The following is a 21079-nucleotide window of genomic DNA, read 5'->3' on the forward strand; positions in this document are numbered from 1 at the left end:
CCCGGCGCCCTACGCCGCCGGAATCACCGCCGACACCCGGAAACCCCCCGCGTCCGTCGGCCCCGACACAAACACCCCGCCCAGCGCGGAAACCCGCTCCTTCATCCCCACCAGACCGTTGCCCCCCGACGGCAGCCGGGCCGACGCGAGCGACGGCACCTCCGGCGGCGGTTCGTTCTCCACCTGCATCGCGATCTCCGACATCCGATGCGCCAGCCGTACGTGCGTCTTCGCACCCGCCGCATGCTTGTGAACGTTCGTCAACGCCTCCTGCACCACCCGGAACGCCGTCTGCTCGATCTGCGCGGCATACGACCGCACCTCACCCTCCACCGACAGATCCACCGCCATCCCAGCCGCGGCCGACTGCCCGATCAACGTCTCCAGATCATCCAGACAAGGCCCATCGGCCTCCGCCACGACCCGCGAGGCCGCCGCGGCCGCCGCCACCCCCACCGCGACCAGCGGAACCGCCGCCCGCTCCTGCCGCCCGAAACCATCCCCACTGCGCAGCACCCCGAGCATCTCCCGCAGCTCGGTGAGCGCCTGCCGGCCCATGTCCCCCACCAGCGCCGCGTTCTTCACGGCCTTCTCAGGATCCTTCCGGGCCACCGCCTGCAACGCGGCCGCATGCACCACCATCAGGCTCACCCGGTGCGCCACGACGTCATGCATCTCGCGAGCGATACGGGTCCGCTCCTCCCCCCGCGCCCACTCCGCCCGCTCCTCGGCCCGCTCAGCGAGCAACTGAAGCTCCCGCTCCAGATCGTCGGCCCGCTCCCGCAGACTCTCCATGAGCCGACGCCTGGCCCCCACATACAGCCCGAGCAGCAGCGGCGGCGCGGTCATCCCGATCGCGGTCGTGATCGACGCGAAGGGCACGAACCAGTCCCCCAGGTCCAGCTCGCCGCGCGCCATGTCCTGCCGCACCCGCACGAACATCACGATCAGCATCCCGACGAGGGACATCCCCGCCAGCGAGCCGATGATCCGCCGCGGCAGCTCGGACGCGGCGAGCGTGTACAGACCGACGATGCCCATGAGGTAGCCCATCTGGGCCGGCGTGATCGCGATGCTCACGAGCACGACGGCGATCGGCCATTTGCGCCGGACGACCAGCACCGACCCCGCCAGCACACCGAACACGATCCCCGCGGCCATCGGGATCCCCGCGTCCTCCGCGAACCGGATCCCCTCGAACGCACACTCCACCGCGGACGCCGACGCCAGGCCCACGTCCAGCACCGCACTGCGCCACCTTGCCCACCACCACGGCCCTGTCTGAGCCGCGGTGGTGTCTTCCCCCGTCGTGGTCATGCCTCCAGCCTACGTTCGGCGCCCGCAGGTTTTCCGGTGCATTTCGACGACTGGCCTACACCACATTGAGTGACCGATCGACCACGAAACCACCCGTTATCCCTCGAACTGCTGAATCGCTCACCGTTCGAGGCCGGAAGATCGGATTCCGCCTGGACGGTATGCCTATGGCACATCCACAGCGCAAGTACGCGGACTTCGAGGGGCTTCGGGAGCGGGCGGTCGCCCTGCGGCAGGACGGGCTCAGCCGACGACAGATCCGCGACCGACTGCACATCGACAACAACGACCTCCTCAACCGCCTCCTGGAGGGCGAGCCGCCCCCGGAATGGACGAAGCGACCGAACGCGAAGGACGACCTACGGGACAGGGCGAGGGAACTCCGCCTCCAGGGCTGGACCTATGACCAGATCCAGGTGGAACTGGGGTGCTCGAAGAGTTCGATCTCACTGTGGGTACGTGATCTGCCGAAGCCGGAGCGGCGAGATTCGACGGAACAGGCACAGCTGGCGGCACGCAAGCGGTGGGAGCACGAGGGCGCGAGGCGGGACAAGGAGCGCCAACAGACCAAGGGGGTGGCCGCTGCAGAAATCGGCACAATGTCCGACCGCGAGTTGTTCTTCTTGGGTGTCGGCCTCTACTGGGCAGAGGGGAGCAAGGACAAGCCGTACGACCGCCGCGAAAGCGTAATCTTCGTCAACAGCGACCCCGGGATGATCAAGGTCTACCTGGCCTGGCTGGACCTTCTCGGAGTTGAGCGCGAGCGCATGCGGTACGCCGTCATGATCCATGAGAGCGCGGACGCCTCAGCCGCCGAAGAGTACTGGGCCAACGTCGTCGGCGCCGACCGCTCCGCTTTTTACAAGACGACCCTGAAGAAGCACAACCCGAAGACTGTGCGGAAGAACGTCGGCGACTCCTACCGGGGTTGCCTGGCAGTCAGAGTCCTGCAGGGGGCCGACTTGTACCGTCGCATCGAGGGCTGGTGGTCTGGCATGGTGGTGGAGGCCGAGCGGCGAACCGCGTAGGCTGCGTCCCATAATCCCCCGTGGTGTAATCGGCAACACACGTCACTTTGGATGATGTATTTCAGGTTCGAGTCCTGGCGGGGGAGCCACGCTCTGTTCGGGCCCTGACAGCACTGTCAGGGCCCGCTCTCATGTCCGCCAAGAAGCGCCCCGGTATCCTGCGGATGTCACCCCACCCCCTCCACAGCCGAAGGGCATCCCGTGAGCGCCATTCGCCCGGCAGCCGTCGTCGTTCTCGCAGCGGGTGAGGGCACCCGTATGAAGTCGGCCACACCGAAGGTCCTGCACGAGCTGTGCGGTCGCAGTCTCGTGGGCCATGTGCTCGCCGCCGCCCGTGAGTTGGACCCCGAGAACCTCGTCGTGGTCGTGGGGCACGCCCGGGAGAAGGTCACCGCGCATCTCGCCGACACCGACGCGGACGTACGAACGGCCGTGCAGGCGCAGCAGAACGGCACCGGGCATGCCGTGCGGATGGCGTTGGAGGAGCTGGGTGGGCGCGTGGACGGGACCGTCGTGGTCGTCTGCGGGGACACTCCCCTGCTGACCGGCGAGACCCTCAACGCGCTTGCGGCCACGCACTCCGCGGACGGCAACGCGGTCACCGTGCTGAGTGCCGAGGTGCCGGACGCGACGGGGTACGGGCGGATCGTGCGGGATGAGGCGTCCGGTGCTGTGACCGAGATCGTCGAGCACAAGGACGCCTCTGAGGTGCAGCGGGCGATCCGGGAGATCAACTCGGGGGTGTTCGCGTTCGACGGGCAGTTGCTCGCGGATGCGTTGGGCAAGGTGCGGACGGACAACTCGCAGGGTGAGGAGTACCTGACGGACGTTCTCGGGATTCTTCGCGAGGCCGGGCACCGGGTGGGTGCTTGTGTGGCGGCGGATCACCGGGAGATCGCCGGGATCAACAACCGGGTGCAGCTCTCGGAGGCGCGGCGGATTCTCAATGACCGGTTGCTGACCGCCGCCATGCTCTCGGGGGTGACGGTGATCGATCCGGCGACCACGTGGGTGGATGTGACCGTGTCCTTTGGTCAGGACTCGGTCGTGCACCCGGGTACGCAGTTGCACGGTGCCACGTACATCGGGGAGGGCGCCGAGGTGGGTCCGAACTGCCGGCTGACGGACACCGTGGTCGACGCGGGTGCCCGGGTGGACAACACCGTCTCCTACAGCTCCCATATCGGCGCCGGCGCGAGTGTGGGGCCGTTCGCCTATTTGCGTCCCGGTACCCGGTTGGGTGTGAAGGGCAAGATCGGGACGTTCGTGGAGACGAAGAACGCTTCCATCGGGGAGGGGACGAAGGTTCCGCATCTCTCCTATGTCGGGGACGCGACGATCGGTGAGTACACGAACATCGGTGCCGCGAGTGTGTTCGTGAACTATGACGGTAAGGACAAGCACCACACGACGGTCGGGTCGCATTGCCGTACGGGTTCGGACAACATGTTTGTGGCGCCTGTCACGGTCGGGGATGGTGCGTACACCGCCGCGGGGTCGGTGATCACGAAGGATGTGCCGCCCGGTTCGTTGGCCGTGGCCCGTGGCCAGCAGCGGAATATCGAGGGTTGGGTGGCCCGGAAGCGTCCGGGGAGTGCGGCGGCGAAGGCTGCTGAGGCGGCTTCCCGGGAGGGCGCGAGTGAGGGCTGACCGGAAACAGGTGCGCCGAAGTCGTCGTACCGTGATAAGTGCACACCCGCACCCCACCAGCTGAGACGGCCCGTCGCGCCCAGCGGCGCGGTCGGTCGGCACCCAGCTGTGACACCTCTGAGGAGACAGTGCTGTGACCGGGTTCAAGACGACCGGGGAGAAGAAGATGATGTTCTTCTCCGGCCGCGCCCACCCCGAGCTTGCCGAGGAGGTCGCCCAGCAGTTGGGTGTCGGGGTTGTCCCGACGAAGGCCTTCGACTTCGCGAACGGCGAGATCTACGTCCGCTATCAGGAGTCGGCGCGTGGCGCGGACTGCTTCGTGATTCAGAGCCATACGGCTCCGATCAACCAGTGGATCATGGAGCAGTTGATCATGATCGATGCGTTGAAGCGGGCGTCGGCCCGCTCCATCACGGTGATCGTGCCGTTCTACGGTTACGCGCGGCAGGACAAGAAGCATCGTGGCCGTGAACCGATTTCGGCGCGGTTGATCGCGGATCTGATGAAGACGGCGGGTGCGGATCGGATCCTGACCGTGGATCTGCACACCGATCAGATTCAGGGCTTTTTCGACGGTCCGGTGGATCATCTCTTCGCGCTTCCGCTGTTGGCGGACTATGTGAAGGGGAAGCTCGACCGGAGCAAGCTGACGGTGGTGTCTCCGGACGCGGGCCGGGTGCGGGTCGCGGACCGTTGGTGTGACCGGCTGGGCGCGCCGCTGGCGATCGTGCACAAGCGGCGTGACAAGGATGTGGCGAACCAGGTGACCGTCCACGAGGTCGTGGGTGAGGTCAAGGGTCGTGTGTGTGTCCTGGTGGACGACATGATCGACACGGGTGGCACGATTTGCGCGGCCGCGGACGCGTTGTTCGCGCACGGTGCGGAGGACGTCATCGTGACGGCGACGCATGGTGTGCTGTCCGGTCCGGCTGCGGACCGGTTGAAGAACTCCCGGGTGAGCGAGTTCGTGTTCACGAACACGCTGCCGACGCCGGGTGAGCTGGGCCGGGACTTGGACAAGTTGACGGTTCTGTCGATTGCGCCGACGATCGCGAGCGCGGTGCGTGAGGTGTTCGAGGACGGCTCGGTGACGAGTCTGTTCGACGAGCAGTGAGTCGAACGGGGAGCTGTAAAAACGCTTCTGCATGATCGATTTTTCTACGGCCTTCCCCGCCGAGTAGACTGCCCCAGTTGCTCGGCGAGGGAGGCCGTACCTGTTGGCGCAGGTGTCGGCGGTCCGTTATCGACGCGCTCTTCGTAGCAGGCCGTTCGTGGCCGGGTGACCACGTCCGTCGCTGTTCTACGAGGAGTGATCCGTATGTCCGAGGTAAAGATCGTCGCTGAGACCCGTTCCGAGTTCGGCAAGGGTGCGGCCCGCCGTATCCGCCGTGACAACAAGGTTCCCGGTGTTCTGTACGGTCGCGGTTCCGACCCGATCCACCTGACCCTCCCGGGCCACGAGCTGCTGCTCGCGCTGCGTACGTCGAACGTCCTGATCTCCCTGGACATCGACGGCAAGACCAACGAGCTGGCCATCCCGAAGTCCGTGCAGCGTGACCCGATCAAGGGCTACCTGGAGCACGTCGACCTTCAGCTGGTCAAGCGCGGCGAGCAGGTCAACGTCGAGATCTACGTCCACACCGAGGGCGAGCTGGCTCCGGGCGCCTTCCTGCTGGAGCACGTGCTGAACGCGCTTCCGGTCGAGGCCGAGGCCACGCACATCCCCGAGTCCGTCACCGTCTCCATCGAGGGTCTGGCGGCCGGCGACTCCGTGCTCGCCAAGGACATCCCGCTGCCCAAGGGCACCAAGCTGGCTGTCGAGGAGGACACGGTCGTCCTGCAGGTCCTGGCCGCGCAGGCCGAGGAGTCCGAGGGCGAGGCCGGCGAGGGCGACGCGGCCGCGGAGGCCTGACCGACGGTTCGGCCGTAGCTGTCGTGCCGTCGCCTCCGGGCGCCCGGCACCGCGGCGGCGATATACGCTCCAGCCGCCGCTCCCTGTTCAGGGGGCGGCGGCTGCGGCATGTGCAGAGGAGAGATGGACGTGACTACCCCCGCCAACGCCCCCTGGCTGATCGTCGGCCTCGGCAATCCCGGGCCCGAGTACGAACGCAACCGGCACAATGTGGGCTTCATGGTGGCCGATCTGCTGGCCGAGCGGGTCGGGGGCCGGTTCAAGCGGGCCGGGAAGGCGCAGGCGCAGGTCGTGGAGGGGCGGATCGGGCCGCCGGGGCCGGCGAACCGGCGGGTGGTGCTGGCGAAGCCGATGTCGTTCATGAATCTGTCCGGCGGTCCGGTGAACGCGCTCAAGGACTTCTACAAGGTGCCGGTCGCCAACATCGTGGCGGTCCATGACGAGCTGGACATCGACTACGGCGTGTTGCGGCTGAAGCTGGGCGGTGGGGACAACGGGCACAACGGGCTGAAGTCGATGACGAAGGCGTTCGGGGCGGAGTACCACCGGGTGCGGTTCGGGATCGGGCGTCCTCCGGGCCGTATGCAGGTCGCGGACTTCGTGCTGAAGGACTTCTCGTCGAGCGAGCGCAAGGAGCTCGACTACTTCGTGGACCGTGCGGCCGACGCGGTGGAGGCTCTGGTGATCGAGGGTCTGGAGCGGGCGCAAAGCACGTACAACTCCTGACTTGTCCGTCGGCCCGCCCGGCCGGAGTTGACCCCGCGCAGGGCCATGGCCAATGATCCCGGCCATGCCTGCCACAGCCGTCCCGTCCCGTCGAGCTTCCCGCCGGGCCTCGGTCGCCGCGCTGCGGTTCGGTCGGCTCGCGTCGATGGGGGTGGTGGCGGTGCTGATCCTGGTCGCGGGGGTGTGGGCGTCCTGGGGCAGCGCGCAGTACGTGATGCTGACGAAGGGGCGGGAGCGCGGCACGGTCGAGGTGGCCCGGTGTGCGCAGGACGTGTGCAGCGGTCCGTACACGCCGTTGTCGCACGGGTCCGAGGCGCGGGACCGGGTCGTCATCGAGAGGTCGGTGGCGGTGGAGAAGGGCCGGACCTACTCGGTGGTCGTGAAGCCCGGCAGCGATGACGTCGTACGGTCCGGGCCGGCCGGCGTGCTCTACTCCTGGGTGCCGATGGGCGGGGCGCTGCTGCTCGCGTCGGTGGTCGTGGCGGGCGGGTTGCGCAGGACCGGGCTCGCGTGGGTGCTGGCGGGGTCGGGGATCGGGCTGCTCACGGCGGCTTTCGTGACTATCTGACGGCTTTCGCGGTCTCCGCTTCTGTGGAGAAAGTGAGTGTTGTCTGTTCGTGATTGACCAGAGGTCAGTCGCGGCTGGATGCTGAGCCGCCCCCTCCACATCTTCCCGTTTCACTCTCGAAGATGGATTACTGCCCCATGCGTATCCTCACCCGCTTCGGCGTCCTGTCCGCCGTCGCTTCGGCGGCCTTCCTGGTCGCCCCGGTCGCCCACGCCACCCCTCCGGGTGACAACGGAACCGTGAAGATCCACGACTCCACCACCGGCGAAGAGCTCCGCAAGAACGAGCCGCACGTCTGCACCTTCTACCTCGACGCCTTCGGCTTCGACGCCGCCCAGGAGGTCGACTGGCACATCGAGTCCTGGGCCCCGACCGCCGACGTCAAGGGCGAGACCGTGAAGTCCGGCGAGATCACGCTGGACGCGGACGGCCACGGCCGTACGGACGACCTGTCGCTGGCCGACGGGCACTACAAGCTGTTCTGGAACTTCGACGGGGAGAAGGGCGCCGCCAAGCACAAGGTGTTCTGGACGGACTGCGCGGCTGAGGAAGGCGGCGGCGGTACGACGGCCACGCCGACGGCGTCGCCCTCCGGCACTCCTGGTTCGGGCGATTCCGCCTCCCCCAGCGCCGAGCCCAGCACCGGGACGAGCGCCGAGCCCAGCGAGTCCGCCGAGGCCGGGGATTCCCCGTCGGCCTCTTCCTCCGCCTCCGCGCAGGGCTCGACCGGTGACCTCGCCGAGACCGGCAACAGCGCTCCCGTCGGGCTGCTCGCGGGTCTCGCCGCCGCGCTGACGGCGGCGGGCGGTTACCTGGTGGTCAGGCGGCGCCGGGCCTGACGCAGCAGCGAAAGAGCGGTGCCCCCGAGCCTCGAAGGCCCGGGGGCACCGCTCTTTGCACGGCAGGCTCAGCCGGTGTTGCGCAGGCCCGCGGCCACGCCGTTGACCGTCAGCAGCAGGGCACGGGAGAGCAGCGGGTCGGGCTGTTCACCGGCGGCGGCCGCGTCGCGCTGGCGCTTGAGCAGGGTCACCTGGAGGTAGGAGATCGGGTCCAGGTAGGCGTCGCGGATGGCGAAGGTCTGCTTGAGGACCGGGGTGGCGTCGAGGAGTTCGGCCTCGCCGGTGACCCGCAGGACCTCGCGGACGGTGAGCTCGTGCTCGGCCTCGATGTCGGCGAAGACGTGCTGGAGCTCGGCGGGGACGAGGGTCTCGACGTAGTGGCGGGCGATGCGCAGGTCGGTCTTCGCGAGCGTCATCTCGACGTTTGAGATGAAGTTCCGGAAGAAGTGCCACTGCTCGTGCATCTCGTCGAGGACGGTGTCCAGGCCGGCCTCGCGCAGGGCCTTCAGGCCGGAGCCGACGCCGAACCAGCCGGGCACGATCTGCCGGGACTGGGTCCAGCCGAACACCCAGGGGATGGCCCGCAGTCCGTCGAGGGAGACGCCCGAGCCGGGGCGGCGGGAGGGCCGTGAGCCGAGGTGCAGGTCGGCCAGCTGGTCCACCGGTGTCGACGCGAGGAAGTACGTCGGCAGGTCCGGGTCCTCGACGAGCTTGCGGTAGGCGGTGTGCGCGGCGTCCGACACCACGTCCATGGCCGCGTCCCAGCGGGCCAGGGCCTCGTCGGACTGGCGGGGCGCGGTGTGCAGGGCGGACGCCTGGAGGGTGGCGGCGACCGTGAGTTCCAGGTTCTCCCGGGCCAGGGACGGCACGAGGTACTTGTCGGAGATGACCTCGCCCTGCTCGGTGACCTTGATCTCGCCCTCCAGGGTGCCCCAGGGCTGGGCGAGGATCGCGTCGTGGGAGGGGCCGCCGCCGCGGCCGACGGTGCCGCCGCGGCCGTGGAACAGGCGCAGGCGTACGCCGTAGCGGTGGGCGACGTCACGCAGGCGGCGCTGCGCCCGGTGGATCTCCCACTGGCTGGTGGTGATGCCGCCGAACTTGGAGGAGTCGGAGTAGCCGAGCATGACCTCCTGGACGTCCCCGCGCAGCGCGACCAGGCGCCGGTAGGAGGGGTCGGAGAGCATGTCCTCCAGGATGGTGTCGGCGGCCTTGAGCTCGTCGGTGGTCTCCAGGAGCGGCACGATGCCGATCCTGGCCCAGCCGGCGTGCAGGTCGAGCAGACCGGCCTCGCGGGCGAGGACGGCGGCCGCGAAGACGTCGTCGGCGCCCTGGCACATGGAGATGATGTACGACTCGATGACCTCGGGTCCGAAGACCTCCAGGGCCCGCTTCACGGTCTGGAAGACACCGAGGGTCTTCTCGCCGGCCGCGTCGACCGGAGCCGGGGTGGGCGCGAGGGGCCTGCGGGAGCGCAGTTCCTTCGCGAGCAGCTTGGCCCGGTACTCGCGGGGCATGTCCGCGTACCGCCAGGATTCCTCGCCGAGCCGGTCGAAGAGCTGGCCGAGGGCGTGGTGGTGGGCGTCGGCGTGCTCGCGGACGTCCATGGTGGCGAGCTGGAGGCCGAAGGCGGACAGGGTGCGGATGGTGCGGTCCATCCGGCCGTCGGCGAAGAGCCCGCCGCGGTGTTCCCTGAGCGAGGTCTGGATCAGGGTCAGGTCGTGCAGGAGTTCGCCGGTGCCGAGGTAGTCGCGGCCGTCCTCGTGCGGGATGCCCTTGGCCAGCCGGGTCTTGGTGTTCTCCAGCTTCTGCCGGATGCAGGTGGCCTTGAGGCGGTACGGTTCCTCGGCGTTGAGGCGCTTGTAGCGGGGGCTGATCTCCGGCAGGCGCTCCAGGTCGGCCCGCAGGGACTCCAGGAGTTCCTCGGTGGCGCCGGTGTAGCGGATGGAGTTCGACAGGAAGCCGCGCAGCTCGTCGATGAGTTCCAGCGCGTCGTTGATGCCGTGCTCGTGCTGGAGGATCAGGACGTCCCAGGTGACCTGGGGGGTGACGTTGGGGTTGCCGTCGCGGTCGCCGCCGATCCAGGTGCCGAAGGTGAGGGGGCGGGTGGCGTCGGGGATCTTGACGCCGACGCGCTCCAGTTCCGCCGTCAGGTCCTCCAGGACGTCGCCGACCGCGCCGGCGTGCAGCTCGTCGAGGTAGTAGATGGCGTTGCGGGCCTCGTCGGCGGGTTCGGGGCGCACGACCCGGAGTTCGTCGGTCTGCCAGACGAGGTCGATGTTCTCGGCCAGACGGGTGTCGTAGCGGCGCCGGTCGGTCTCTATGACCGGGGTCTCCAGGAGGGCCGCGATCCGGCGGAGCTTGTTCAGCACCGAGCGGCGGGCGGCCTCGGTCGGGTGGGCGGTGAAGACCGGGCGGACGTTGAGGTTGGCGACGGTCTGGCGCAGGTGCTCGGGGTCGGCGTCCTTGAGGCGGTCGGCCGTACGGGCGAGGAGACCGCCCTCGGCGGCGCGCCGGGCCCGCAGCTCGCGGCCGCGGTGCACCTGCTCGGTGACGTTGGCGAGGTGGAAGTAGGTGGAGAAGGCGCGCACCAGCTTGGCGGCGGTCTCCAGTTCGATGCCGCGCAGCAGTTCGGCGGCGGCCTCGCCGTCCTCGCGGGTGAGGCGGCGCACCTTCTCGACGAGTTCCAGCAGCTCGGGGCCCTCCTGGCGGACGAGGGTCTCGCCCAGGAGGTCGCCCAGCCGGCGGATGTCGGCGCGCAGCTCGGTACTGGTCGACGTGGCGCTCGTAGTCAGGTCGTCGGCACTGCTCACAGGTGCGGCTCCTTGCAGTGTTGAAGCTCGTCCGGCAGGGGAACCCGGAGGGCGGTCATGCGGCAGCCGCCGCATACGGCCGGGCCATCCGGGAAACAATCAGAGCGGACCGCGCTGTCCGACCGACTCCAAGGATAGGTGTCCATGCGGACGCGCAGACTCTCGGGCTCTTGCTGCGGGGCGCCGCGCTGCCATACTTACGACGCCGTAGGTTACGGAACCGTAGGGACCGTCGTCATGGAACCCGGGAAGGATTCCCGTAGCCCGGCACCTCGTCTCAAACCCTCGAAACCCCACAGGGGACGCCCATGACCACGCGCTCCGATGTGATCGCAGACGCCCCGAAGGCGAACGACGGCGCGACACCGCCCTCCGCGACGCTGGGTGGTGAGCAGAAACGCTCGCTGGAACAGATCACGCTGCTCCTGTTCATCATCGTTCCGTTCCTGGCTCTGCTCGCGGCGGTGCCGCTGGCCTGGGGCTGGGGTGTGAGCTGGCTCGATCTGGGTCTTCTCGTCTTCTTCTACTACCTCGGCTGTCACGGCATCACGATCGGCTTCCACCGCTACTTCACGCACGGCTCCTTCAAGGCCAAACGGCCCCTGCGTATCGCGCTGGCGATCATGGGATCGCTGGCGGTCGAGGGGCCGCTGGTGCGGTGGGTGGCCGACCACCGCAGACACCACAAGTTCTCCGACGCCGAGGGCGACCCCCACTCGCCGTGGCGGTTCGGGGAGACGGTCCCGGCACTGATCAAGGGCCTGTGGTGGGCCCACATCGCCTGGATGTTCGACGAGGAGCAGACTCCGCAGGAGAAGTACGCGCCGGATCTGGTCAAGGACCCGGCGATCCGGGCGATCTCCCGCCACTTCATCTACTGGACGATGCTCTCGCTGGCCCTGCCCGCCGTGATCGGCGGTCTGGTGACGATGTCCTGGTGGGGCGCGTTCACCGGTTTCTTCTGGGGCTCCCTGGTCCGGGTCTGCCTGCTGCACCACGTCACCTGGTCGATCAACTCGATCTGCCACGCGGTCGGCAAGCGGCCCTTCAAGTCCCGGGACCGCTCGGGCAACGTGTGGTGGCTGGCCGTGCTGTCCTGCGGTGAGTCCTGGCACAACCTGCACCACGCCGACCCGACTTCGGCGCGGCACGGGGTGATGCGGGGCCAGCTGGACTCCTCGGCGCGGTTCATCCGCTGGTTCGAGATGCTCGGCTGGGCGTACGACGTGCGCTGGCCGTCACGCTCGCGTATCGATTCACGCCGGAACACGGACGAGGACGGCTCCCGGAGCAAGAAGGCGGCTGCCGAGGCGGCATGATGGACGCCGTGGCGACCGACTCCAGCAGTACCCCGAGCGACGAAGCGAAGCCGCGGCGTGTCCGGCGCACCCGGATGACGGGGGCCGAGCGCCGCGCGCAGCTTCTGGAGATCGGTCGCACGCTGTTCGCCACGAAGGGCTTCGAGGCCACGTCGGTGGAGGAGATCGCGGCGAAGGCGGGCGTCTCCAAGCCGGTGGTGTACGAGCACTTCGGCGGCAAGGAGGGCCTGTACGCGGTGGTGGTGGACCGTGAGATGCGGCGCCTGCTGGACATGGTGACGAGTTCCCTCACCGCCGGTCACCCCCGCGAACTGTGCGAACAGGCGGCGTTCGCCCTCCTCGACTACATCGAGGAGTACACGGACGGCTTCCGCATCCTGGTCCGCGACTCCCCCATCCCCCAGTCCACCGGGTCCTTCGCCTCCCTCATCTCGGACATCGCGACCCAGGTGGAGGACATCCTGGGCCGCGAGTTCAAGAGGCGCGGCTTCGATGCCAAGCTGGCCCCGCTGTACGCCCAGGCCCTGGTCGGCATGGTCGCCCTGACCGGCCAGTGGTGGCTGGACGTGCGCCGCCCGAAGAAGGCGGAGGTGGCGGCGCATCTGGTGAACCTCGCCTGGCACGGCCTGGACGGGCTGGAGGCGAAGCCGCGTCTGATAGGACGACGGAAGAGCTAGGCACGGAACGGAGACCAGCCAGGTGCAGGCGAAGGACCTGTCGGAGACGGTCTGCCGGGTGTGCGGCCGCGACGACGGCTCGCTCCTGTGGGACCGCCACGGCGTGCCGCAGTACGTGATCTGCGACTGCTGCGGCATCGAGTCGGGTCTCGGCGACGACCAGCTGTCCAAGGTCCGTGAGAACCGGGGCCACTGGGTGGCCCAAGGCGCTCCCTGGGACGTACCGAAGAACCGCCCCGCGGGCTGGGACGTCCTGCGGCAGCTGTCCGCCGTCCCGGCGGAATGGCGCTGAGCCCTCCCGACCGGAAGGAGATCGGCCCTGTGCCGTCCGGACAGGAACTCCCGGCGCCACCCGGCCCGGAGTGGGAAACCGTCTGCCGCGTCTGCGGCTACGACGACGGTGTGGAGCCCTTCTGGGAAGCGGGCTGGCCCAATGAGGGCGCCATCTGCCCGTGCTGCGGCAATGAGCCCAGCATGAGCGACGTCAGCGTGATGGGCCTGCGCAACCTGCGTGGCTACTGGGTCGGCCAGGGCGCCTGCTGGGATTCGCCGAGCCTCCGCCCGAAGGACTGGGACATCCTGGAGCAGGTGAAGCACATCCCGGCCGAGTGGCGCTGACCCGTCACCGGCACGTACGACGGCGGCCCGTGCACCCAGGGGTGCACGGGCCGCTGCGTCGCGTGGGCGTCAGTGCTTGAAAGTGTCCTTGGCCTTCTCCTTGGCCTGGCGTGCGTCGCCCTTGGACTGCCCCGCCCGGCCCTCGGCCTCCATGCGCTCGTTGCCGACCGCACGGCCCACGGCCTCCTTGGCCTTGCCCTTGACCTGTTCCTTCTTGGCCTTGGCCTTCTGGTCTTCCGCCACCGTACTCACTCCCAGCGCTTGCAGAGTCCGTTGTCATCACTGCGGGTGACCCGGACGGCCTCAGTCAAACAAGGAACTCCAGCCGGTTGCCCACGGGGTCGTACGAGTAGAACCTCCGCCGCCCCGGCAGTCCCTCGTCCCACAGGACCGTGGCGCCGAGCGCTGCCAGCCGGTCGGCGTACGCCGAGATGTCCGTGACCCTGAGCCCCGGGTGAGCCTTCTGCGACGGTCTGAAGCCCGCCTCGATCCCCAGGTGCAGCTCCACGGCCCCCGCCCGGAACCAGCACCCGCCCCGGGCCGCGAGCACCAAAGGCTTGGGGATCTCGGTCATGCCGAGGACGTCGACGTAGTACGACCGCAGCAGGTCCTCCGAGCCGGGGGGCGCGGCGAGCTGCACATGGTCGACGGCCGCGAGCATCAGCCGGTCCTCCGGGCCACCGCGAAGATGCGTCGGAACGGGAACGGCGTGCCGTGCGGACCCGCCGGGTACGCCTCGCGCAGGGCCGCGCGGTAGGCGCCCAGGAACTCCGTCCGGGCCTTGGGGTCGTCGGCGAGCGCGGCCAGGACCGGGCGCAGACCGGTCCCCTTCACCCAGTCCAGGACCGGGTCCTCGCCCTGGAGCAGGTGCACGTACGTCGTCTCCCACGCGTCCACCTCGCACCCCAGGTCGGCCAGCTCGGCGAGATAGGCCTCGGGCGCGAGGACGGCGTCGTCGTGGCGCAGGGTCTTTGCGAGGCCCATGGACTCGGCCAGCTCGCGCATCAGCCGGTGGCTCGGGGAGTCGAAGTTGCCGGGCACCTGGAAGGCGAAGGTGCCGCCCGGGACGAGCCCGGCGATCCAGTCGGCGAACCGCTCCACGTGCCCCGGCACCCACTGCAGCGTGGCGTTGCTGACGATGAGGTCGTACGGCTGTGCGGGCGCCCAGGTGCGGACGTCGGCGTGGGCGAAGTCGAGCCGGCCGCCGCCGGGCGTGGGGCCGGCGTACTCGACCTGTGCCTTGTCGAGCATCTCGACGGAGTTGTCGTAGCCGGTGATCCGGGCCGTGGGCCAGCGTGCGGCGAGCAGTGCCGTCACGTTGCCGGGGCCGCAGCCCAGGTCGGCGATCAGGGGCTGCTCGCCGGGCAGGTCCGGGACGCGGGCGAGGAGGTCGGTGAAGGGGCGGGCGCGGTGGTCGGCGTGGCGGAGGTACTGAGCGGGGTCCCAAGTCGTCATGGGACTTACTGTCCCCGCAGATTTATCTTGATGTCAAGAGGCTTCACATCAAGAGACTTCACGTCGACACAACCACTACACTGATCGTCATGGAGGACGAGGTCGATCGGCTGGTCGCTGCGTGGCGCCGGGAGCGCCCTGACCTCGACGTGGAACCGCTCGAGGTGCTCAGCCGGGTGAGCAGACTGGCCCGGCACCTGGACCGGGCACGCCGGCTGGCCTTCGCGGAGCACGCTCTGGAGCCCTGGGAGTTCGACGTGCTGACCGCGCTCAGGCGCGCGGGGACGCCGTATCAGCTCTCGCCGGGGCAGCTGCTGACGCAGACCCTGGTCACCTCGGGCACCATGACCAACCGCATCGACCGGCTGACCAAGAAGGGCCTGGTGGAGCGGCTGCCCGACCCGAGCGACCGGCGTGGGGTGCTGGTCCGGCTCACGGAGGACGGCAAGGACCGCGCAGACCAGGCCCTCGCCGGTCTGCTGGAACAGGAACGCGCGATCCTCGCCGAGCTCTCCCGTGCCCAGCGCGGGGAACTGGCCGGGCTGCTACGCCAGTTGACCGCCCCGTTCGACAACATCCCCGGCTAGGTCGACCGGCCCCACGCCCGCGCGCCGCGCCAGGGCGACGGCCGCCAGGGTGGAGTGGACGCCCAGCTTGCCGAGGACGTTCTGCATGTGGGTGCGCACGGTGTGCGGGGACAGGAACAGTCTCTCCGCGACCGCCTTGCGGCCGAGCCCGGCCACCATGCAGCGCAGCACCTCCCGCTCGCGCGGGGTGAGGGACTCCACCAGCCGCTCGCTCTCGGTGCGGTGCTTGCGGGCCGCGGTGAGCTCCCGCAGCACGCCGGTGAGCAGGGCGGGCGGCAGATGGGTCTCGTCGCGCAGCACCCCTCGGATGACGGTGAGCAGCCGGGACAGCGAGCAGTCCTTGGCGACCCAGCCCGAGGCGCCGGCCTGCAGGGCGAGCGCGGCACGGCGCGGATCGTCCTTCTCGGCGAGCACGATGATCCGGACCGCCGGCTGCGCGGTACGGACCCCGACGACCAGCGATATGCCGTCGACGAGACCGTCCTCGCTGCCGTCCTGCACGGACATGGCGGGCCTGATGCCCTGGACGTTGCCGCCCAGATCCGCGTCGACGAGCAGCACGTCGAAACGGCGGCCCTCGGCGGCCGCGCGCTCCAGACTGCGCAGCGCGGCGGGACCGCTGCCGGCCGCGGAGACCTCCACGTCGGGCTCGGCCGCCAGCGCGGCGGCGAGCGACTCGGCGAAGATGCGATGGTCGTCGACGACCAGGACTCGGATACGAACCACGAAACCCCCTTCCCCAAGCTCTCGAAGAGCAGGGGATACCCCATCGTCTTCGTCTGAGGACGACTCGGGAGACGACACCGCCGCGGGTACGACGCCCGAAGCACGATGGCCGCACGGCCGCCGCCGCGCTAGAACTGCTACCCCCACTTCGGGCGCCGTACCCGACTGTCTCGCCCCCTGATCAGCACCGGCCCCCACCGGTGCTGTTCATCAGGGTACGGCCGGGGGGCAGGAGCGGAAGGTTATTTGCAGAACTGGCTGTCCGGTGCGTTTATGGTGAGCCGCATGTTTCGTCTGGAGACAGAAGTCGACAAAGCCCGGCAAGATCTGCTCCGTAAACGGCTGCTGGACGCCAACACGGCGGCCTCCCCCGTCCTGCGCGCGCTGCGCGGAACTCCAGGTGAACGGGAACTTCCCCTCCAGGTCTGGGCGTTGGACGACTCCGGCGCCCTGGCGGGCGGACTGGTCGGCCACACCTGGACGAGCTGGCTGCACGTGACCTATCTGTGGGTCGACGGACGGCATCGCGGGGCGGGCCTGGGTTCGCAGTTGCTCGCACGGGCGGAGCGCCTGGCCCGGCGCGGGCGGGGCTGCACCGCAGCCCGGCTGGAGACCTGGGACTTCCAAGCGCCGGAGTTCTACCGGAAGCACGGCTACGAGGTGGTGTGCGTGATCCCGGACTATCCGCCGGGGATCACGGAGTACACGCTCACCAAGCGGCTCACCGCCTGAAGCGCCACGAGCCCGGTTCGTCCGCCGGTTCCAGACCCAGTTCCCCGGCGATGCCGGCCGCGCGGCGGTGCGGGACGTCGGGATAGTGGGCGGGGTGGACCTCGACGATGCCGTGGTCGTCGGCCGAGGCCGTGCGCAGTGCCTCGCGGAGCGTGTGCTCCTGTTCCTCCACCCTGGCCCGCTCCTCCCGCCGGCGGGCGACGGTCGCACCCCGGCGGCCCGTGGCCGCGACGAGGCCGAGCGCGATCAGCGCGCACGCCCCCACGCCCAGGACGTCACCGGTCGCGTCCGCGTCGCCCGGGAGCCGGGGACGCAGGACGCCCTCGGGGTCGGCGAGCACGGTGACGGTCTGCCCGACGGCGAAGCTGCCCGATGCGGCCTGCAGGGACGGGCCCGGGAGCCTGGTGCCGTCGCGGCGGGCGAGGGCGTAGTCGTAGGTGTCGGCCTCCCGCCCCCGGTCCGGGGCGGGCCAGTCCCGTACGACGGTGGCGGTGATCCGTTCGCCCCGCCGCTCCAGGGTGAGGTCGTCGCGGGCCAGGTCGGCGATGTACACGGCCGCCAGGGACGCCCCCACCACCAGCAGGGCCGCGGACAGGCCCGTCTGGTCGGCGCACAGCTTGGTCAGCAGCACGGCGAGGAGCACGCCGTGCGCGATCCACAGGGGCACCAGGAGTCCGTGGCCCCGGTGGTCCGCCAGGACGAAGAAGCCGACGATCGCGGCGAGCGCGTAGCAGCCGATGCCGATCGCCGACAGGATGCGAAGGCGCCCTCGACTCACGCTCCGACGTTACTGGGGCGTATGTCAGGGAGAGGCCCGGCTTTCCCCAAGTTCGGATCAAGCCGGGCAAAACAGCGGTCAGCCGTCTCAGACCACGCGCCGCGCGCCCGCCGCGGGCACTGCCTCGAACACCCGCGGAGCGGTGAACCCGGCTGCGGCGAAGGCCTCTTGGACCGCCTTGGTGAGGGGTTCCACGTCGGCCGCCTCCGCCAGCACGATCGCCGAGCCGCCGAAGCCGCCGCCGGTCATCCGCGCGCCCAGGGCGCCCGAGGCGAGGGCGGTGTCGACGACCAGGTCCAGCTCCGGGCAGGAGATCCGGAAGTCGTCGCGCAGCGAGGCGTGGCCCGCGATCAGCACGGGGCCGATCGCACGGGTCTCGCCCGACTCCAGCAGGGCGACGACCTTCTCGACCCGCTCGTCCTCGGTGACGACGTGCCGGACCAGGCGTACGGCCTCCTCGTCGTCGCCGAGCCTCTTCAGGGCCGCGTCGAGCTCGCCGTAGGGGATGTCCCGCAGCGCGTCCACGCCGAGCAGCGCCGCGCCCCGCTCGCAGCCCGCGCGGCGCTTGCCGTACTCGCCCTCGTTGTGGGCGTGCTTGACGCGGGTGTCGACGACGAGCAGGACCATGCCCTCGGCGGCGAGGTCGAAGGGGATCTGCTTCTGGGAGAGGTCCCGGGTGTCGAGGAACAGGGCGTGACCCGTCTCGCAGCAGGCGGACGCGGTCTGGTCCATGATCCCGGTGGGGGCGCCGACGTAGACGTTCTCGGCGCGCTGGCACAGGCGGGCCAGCTGCCAGCGCTGGAGGCCGAGGTCGTACAGGTCGTTGAGCGCGAGGGCGACCACGACCTCCAGGGCCGCCGACGAGGACAGGCCCGCGCCGGACGGGACCGTGGAGGCGAGGTGGACGTCCGCGCCGGTGACGGGGTGGCCCGCCTCGCGCAGCGCCCAGACCACACCGGCCGGGTACGCGGTCCAGTTCCGGTCGCTCTCGGGGGCGAGGTCGTCCAGGCGCAGCTCGACGACACCGCCCTCGACGTCGGCCGAGTGCAGCCGCAGGACGCCGTCCGCGCGCCTGGAGACGGCCGCGACCGCGGTGTGCGGCAGCGCGAAGGGCATCACGAAGCCGTCGTTGTAGTCGGTGTGCTCACCGATGAGGTTGACGCGGCCCGGCGCCGACCAGACACCCTCGGGCGCGGTTCCGTAGAGCTCGGTGAAACCGTCCCGGACCTGCTGTGCCGCCACTACTGCTCCCTTGCTGCGCTGATGGTCTGTGCGAACTCCCAGGCGTCCGCGACGATCCCCGCGAGATCCGCGCGGGACGGGTTCCAGCCCAGCTTCTCGCGGGCGGTGGCGGCGGAGGCGACCAGGGTGGCCGGGTCGCCGCCCCGGCGGGGGGCCACGACCTCGGGGATCGGGTGGCCGGTGACCTGGCGGACGGTCTCGATGACCTGACGGACGGAGAAGCCCTCGCCGTTGCCGAGGTTGCAGATGAGGTGCTCGCCCGCGGTGGCCGCCTTGATGGCCAGCAGGTGGGCCTCGGCCAGGTCGGCGACGTGGATGTAGTCGCGGACGCAGGTGCCGTCCGGGGTGGGGTAGTCCTCGCCGAAGACGTTGATCGCCTCCCGCTTGCCCTGGGCGACCTGGAGGATCAGCGGGATGAGGTGCGACTCGGGGTCGTGCCGCTCGCCCTGCTTGCCGTACGCCCCGGCGACGTTGAAGTAGCGCAGGGACACGGCACCGAGGCCGTGCGCGTTCGCCTCGCTGGTGATCATGAAGTCGACGGCGAGCTTGGAGGCGCCGTACGGGTTGGTCGGCCTGGTCGGCGCCGACTCGACGATCGGCACCTCCTCGGGCTCCCCGTACGTGGCGGCCGTGGAGGAGAAGACGAGCTTCCTGACGCCGGCCTCGCGCATGGCGCCGAGCAGCGCCATCGTGCCGCCGACGTTGTTGTCCCAGTACTTCTCGGGCTTCACGACCGACTCGCCGACCTGCGAGGACGCGGCGAAGTGCAGCACGCCGTCGAAGGAGGAGTCCAGCCACTTGGCGGCGTCGCGGATGTCGCCCTCGATGAAGGCGGCCCCGGCCGGGACGCCCTCGCGGAAGCCGGTGGAGAGGTTGTCGAGGACGACGACCTCGTGCCCCGCCTCCAGCAGATGCTGGGCCACGACACCGCCGACATATCCCGCGCCACCTGTCACCAGGTACTTCATGAACTCGCTACCTCTCGCAGTCGCTGTGCCGCGGCCTCCGGACTGATGTCGTTGATGAAGACGTTCATGCCCGACTCGGATCCCGCGAGGAACTTCAGCTTGCCGGACGTACGGCGAATGGTGAAAAGCTCGAGGTGCAGCGCGAAGTCGTCACGGCTCACGCCCTCGAACTCCTCCAGCTGCCCGAACGGCGCCTGGTGCCAGGCGGCGATGTACGGCGTGGCCGGCTCACCTTCGCCGAAGATCCGGTCGAAGCGCCTCAAGAGTTCCAGATACACCTGGGGGAACTCTGTGCGGGCCTCCTCGTCGAGGCCGAGCAGGTCCGGCACCCGGCGCTTGGGGTAGAGGTGCACCTCGTACGGCCAGTGCGCCGCATAGGGCACGAAGGCGACCCAGTGCTCGCCGTCCAGGACGATCCGCTCGCCGGCGAGCTCGCTCTCCACGACGGCGTCGAAGAGGTTCTGCCCTCCGGTCGCCTCCTTGTGCGCCGCGAGAGAACGCAGCATCAGGGCGGTGCGGGGGGTGGTGAACGGGTAGGCGTAGATCTGGCCATGGGGGTGACCCAGGGTCACACCGATCTCCGCACCCCTGTTCTCGAAACAGAAGACCTGCTCCACGGAGGGCAGATGCGACAGCTCCGACGTCCGGTCGGTCCACGCGTCCAGGACGAGACGCGCCTGCTCCTCCGTGAGGTCCGCGAAGGACGCGTTGTGGTCCGAGGTGAAGCAGACGACCTCACAACGCCCCGAGTCGCCGGCCAGCGAGGGGAAACGGTTCTCGAAGACCACGGCGTCGTACGACGAGTCCGGGATCTCGCTCAGCCGGCCGTCGCGCGACGGGCACAGCGGGCACTCGTCCTTGGGCGGGTGGTAGATGCGCCCCTGTCGGTGCGAGGCGATGGCCACGGAGTCGCCGAGCAGCGGATCCCGACGAACCTCGGACGTGGTGACAGTCCGCTCCAGCGGACGCCGGTCCACGGCGTCGCGGACGGTGTCGTCGCGCAGGTCGTAGTAGATGAGCTCGCGACCGTCGGCCAGCCGGGTCGAGGTCTTCTTCACCGCTGGGGCTCCTTCACTCAAACATAACTAAACACAAGTAACCATAACCACCCACCCGCGTCAACATCG

General features: G+C 69.5%; 23 protein-coding genes and 1 tRNA gene. 14 read left to right on the top strand and 10 right to left on the bottom strand.

Features of this window, described 5'->3' with window-relative positions; all coding sequences use genetic code 11:
- Positions 1–9: 9 nt before the first annotated feature.
- Positions 10–1317, bottom strand: coding sequence for a histidine kinase (locus ABZT02_RS15810; RefSeq protein ID WP_356018244.1), 1308 nt, complete (start codon positions 1315–1317; stop codon positions 10–12).
- Between the two features lie 167 nt (positions 1318–1484).
- Here ABZT02_RS15810 and ABZT02_RS15815 point away from each other — a divergent pair, with 167 nt between their 5' ends.
- The 8 genes from ABZT02_RS15815 to ABZT02_RS15850 all read left to right on the top strand — a co-directional run bounded on the left by ABZT02_RS15815 (position 1485) and on the right by ABZT02_RS15850 (position 8040).
- Positions 1485–2345 (top strand): hypothetical protein, encoded by an 861-nt coding sequence (locus ABZT02_RS15815; RefSeq protein ID WP_356018248.1) that lies wholly within the window; start codon positions 1485–1487, stop codon positions 2343–2345.
- A gap of 14 nt (positions 2346–2359) precedes the next feature.
- Positions 2360–2434 (top strand) — tRNA-Gln (locus ABZT02_RS15820).
- A 112-nt stretch (positions 2435–2546) separates the two neighbouring features.
- Entirely contained in the window at positions 2547–3995 is a 1449-nt protein-coding gene (gene glmU / locus ABZT02_RS15825) for a bifunctional UDP-N-acetylglucosamine diphosphorylase/glucosamine-1-phosphate N-acetyltransferase GlmU (protein ID WP_356018250.1), read from the top strand.
- Between the two features lie 133 nt (positions 3996–4128).
- The gene (locus ABZT02_RS15830; RefSeq protein WP_356018252.1) at positions 4129–5109 is read left to right on the top strand and encodes a ribose-phosphate diphosphokinase; all 981 of its coding nucleotides are present in this window, start codon (positions 4129–4131) and stop codon (positions 5107–5109) included.
- A gap of 204 nt (positions 5110–5313) precedes the next feature.
- Positions 5314–5907 (top strand): 50S ribosomal protein L25/general stress protein Ctc, encoded by a 594-nt coding sequence (locus ABZT02_RS15835; RefSeq protein WP_356018254.1) that lies wholly within the window; start codon positions 5314–5316, stop codon positions 5905–5907.
- A 123-nt stretch (positions 5908–6030) separates the two neighbouring features.
- The gene (pth, locus tag ABZT02_RS15840) at positions 6031–6633 is read left to right on the top strand and encodes an aminoacyl-tRNA hydrolase (RefSeq protein ID WP_356018256.1); all 603 of its coding nucleotides are present in this window, start codon (positions 6031–6033) and stop codon (positions 6631–6633) included.
- 52 nt (positions 6634–6685) lie between these two features.
- Complete coding sequence (locus ABZT02_RS15845) at positions 6686–7201, top strand: hypothetical protein (RefSeq protein WP_356018259.1); 516 nt, start codon at positions 6686–6688, stop codon at positions 7199–7201.
- 137 nt (positions 7202–7338) lie between these two features.
- Positions 7339–8040 carry an LPXTG cell wall anchor domain-containing protein gene (locus ABZT02_RS15850; RefSeq protein WP_356018261.1) on the top strand — a complete coding sequence of 234 codons (702 nt, stop codon included), beginning with the start codon at positions 7339–7341 and terminating at the stop codon, positions 8038–8040.
- 68 nt (positions 8041–8108) lie between these two features.
- Here ABZT02_RS15850 and ppc read toward each other — a convergent pair whose 3' ends face one another.
- Positions 8109–10850, bottom strand: coding sequence for a phosphoenolpyruvate carboxylase (gene ppc, locus ABZT02_RS15855; RefSeq protein WP_356018263.1), 2742 nt, complete (start codon positions 10848–10850; stop codon positions 8109–8111).
- A 308-nt stretch (positions 10851–11158) separates the two neighbouring features.
- On the opposite strand from ppc, the gene ABZT02_RS15860 reads away from it, so the two are divergent.
- Genes ABZT02_RS15860 through ABZT02_RS15875 form a run of 4 tightly spaced genes read left to right on the top strand, consistent with a single transcriptional unit; the run spans position 11159 to position 13464 of the window.
- Entirely contained in the window at positions 11159–12169 is a 1011-nt protein-coding gene (locus tag ABZT02_RS15860) for a fatty acid desaturase (protein WP_356018265.1), read from the top strand.
- Entirely contained in the window at positions 12166–12846 is a 681-nt protein-coding gene (locus tag ABZT02_RS15865; protein ID WP_356018267.1) for a TetR/AcrR family transcriptional regulator, read from the top strand. Before ABZT02_RS15860 ends, ABZT02_RS15865 begins: the two co-directional genes overlap by 4 nt.
- A gap of 22 nt (positions 12847–12868) precedes the next feature.
- Positions 12869–13138 carry a hypothetical protein gene (locus ABZT02_RS15870; RefSeq protein ID WP_356018269.1) on the top strand — a complete coding sequence of 90 codons (270 nt, stop codon included), beginning with the start codon at positions 12869–12871 and terminating at the stop codon, positions 13136–13138.
- Between the two features lie 29 nt (positions 13139–13167).
- Entirely contained in the window at positions 13168–13464 is a 297-nt protein-coding gene (locus ABZT02_RS15875) for a hypothetical protein (protein ID WP_356018272.1), read from the top strand.
- A 69-nt stretch (positions 13465–13533) separates the two neighbouring features.
- Here ABZT02_RS15875 and ABZT02_RS15880 read toward each other — a convergent pair whose 3' ends face one another.
- The 3 genes from ABZT02_RS15880 to ABZT02_RS15890 form a co-directional block, all read right to left on the bottom strand.
- A complete protein-coding gene (locus ABZT02_RS15880) occupies positions 13534–13707 on the bottom strand; it encodes a CsbD family protein (protein WP_352388323.1) in 174 nt (57 codons plus the stop codon).
- A 64-nt stretch (positions 13708–13771) separates the two neighbouring features.
- Positions 13772–14125 carry a VOC family protein gene (locus ABZT02_RS15885; protein WP_356018275.1) on the bottom strand — a complete coding sequence of 118 codons (354 nt, stop codon included), beginning with the start codon at positions 14123–14125 and terminating at the stop codon, positions 13772–13774.
- A complete protein-coding gene (locus tag ABZT02_RS15890) occupies positions 14125–14919 on the bottom strand; it encodes a trans-aconitate 2-methyltransferase (protein WP_356018277.1) in 795 nt (264 codons plus the stop codon). Before ABZT02_RS15890 ends, ABZT02_RS15885 begins: the two co-directional genes overlap by 1 nt.
- An 89-nt stretch (positions 14920–15008) precedes the next feature.
- On the opposite strand from ABZT02_RS15890, the gene ABZT02_RS15895 reads away from it, so the two are divergent.
- Positions 15009–15506, top strand: coding sequence for a MarR family transcriptional regulator (locus ABZT02_RS15895; RefSeq protein ID WP_356018279.1), 498 nt, complete (start codon positions 15009–15011; stop codon positions 15504–15506).
- Here ABZT02_RS15895 and ABZT02_RS15900 read toward each other — a convergent pair.
- Complete coding sequence (locus ABZT02_RS15900; protein ID WP_356018281.1) at positions 15465–16232, bottom strand: response regulator transcription factor; 768 nt, start codon at positions 16230–16232, stop codon at positions 15465–15467. The genes ABZT02_RS15895 and ABZT02_RS15900 overlap by 42 nt on opposite strands.
- 273 nt (positions 16233–16505) lie before the next feature.
- On the opposite strand from ABZT02_RS15900, the gene ABZT02_RS15905 reads away from it, so the two are divergent.
- Positions 16506–16964 carry an N-acetyltransferase gene (locus ABZT02_RS15905; protein WP_356018283.1) on the top strand — a complete coding sequence of 153 codons (459 nt, stop codon included), beginning with the start codon at positions 16506–16508 and terminating at the stop codon, positions 16962–16964.
- On the opposite strand, the gene ABZT02_RS15910 is transcribed toward ABZT02_RS15905, so the two are convergent.
- The 4 genes from ABZT02_RS15910 to galT all read right to left on the bottom strand — a co-directional run bounded on the left by ABZT02_RS15910 (position 16954) and on the right by galT (position 21010).
- Complete coding sequence (locus ABZT02_RS15910; RefSeq protein ID WP_356018285.1) at positions 16954–17742, bottom strand: hypothetical protein; 789 nt, start codon at positions 17740–17742, stop codon at positions 16954–16956. The two genes, ABZT02_RS15905 and ABZT02_RS15910, sit on opposite strands and share 11 nt — an antisense overlap.
- 87 nt (positions 17743–17829) lie before the next feature.
- The gene (gene galK, locus ABZT02_RS15915; protein ID WP_356018287.1) at positions 17830–18984 is read right to left on the bottom strand and encodes a galactokinase; all 1155 of its coding nucleotides are present in this window, start codon (positions 18982–18984) and stop codon (positions 17830–17832) included.
- Positions 18984–19952: a UDP-glucose 4-epimerase GalE gene (gene galE, locus ABZT02_RS15920; protein WP_356018290.1), complete on the bottom strand. Its 969-nt coding sequence runs from the start codon at positions 19950–19952 to the stop codon at positions 18984–18986. The genes galK and galE overlap by 1 nt, the downstream gene beginning before the upstream one ends.
- Positions 19949–21010, bottom strand: a complete 1062-nt coding sequence (gene galT / locus ABZT02_RS15925; RefSeq protein WP_356018292.1) for a galactose-1-phosphate uridylyltransferase — start codon at positions 21008–21010, stop codon at positions 19949–19951. Before galT ends, galE begins: the two co-directional genes overlap by 4 nt.
- Positions 21011–21079: the final 69 nt, after the last annotated feature.

It is taken from the genome of Streptomyces sp. NPDC005402 (assembly GCF_040606575.1).
Lineage (GTDB): Bacteria > Actinomycetota > Actinomycetes > Streptomycetales > Streptomycetaceae > Streptomyces.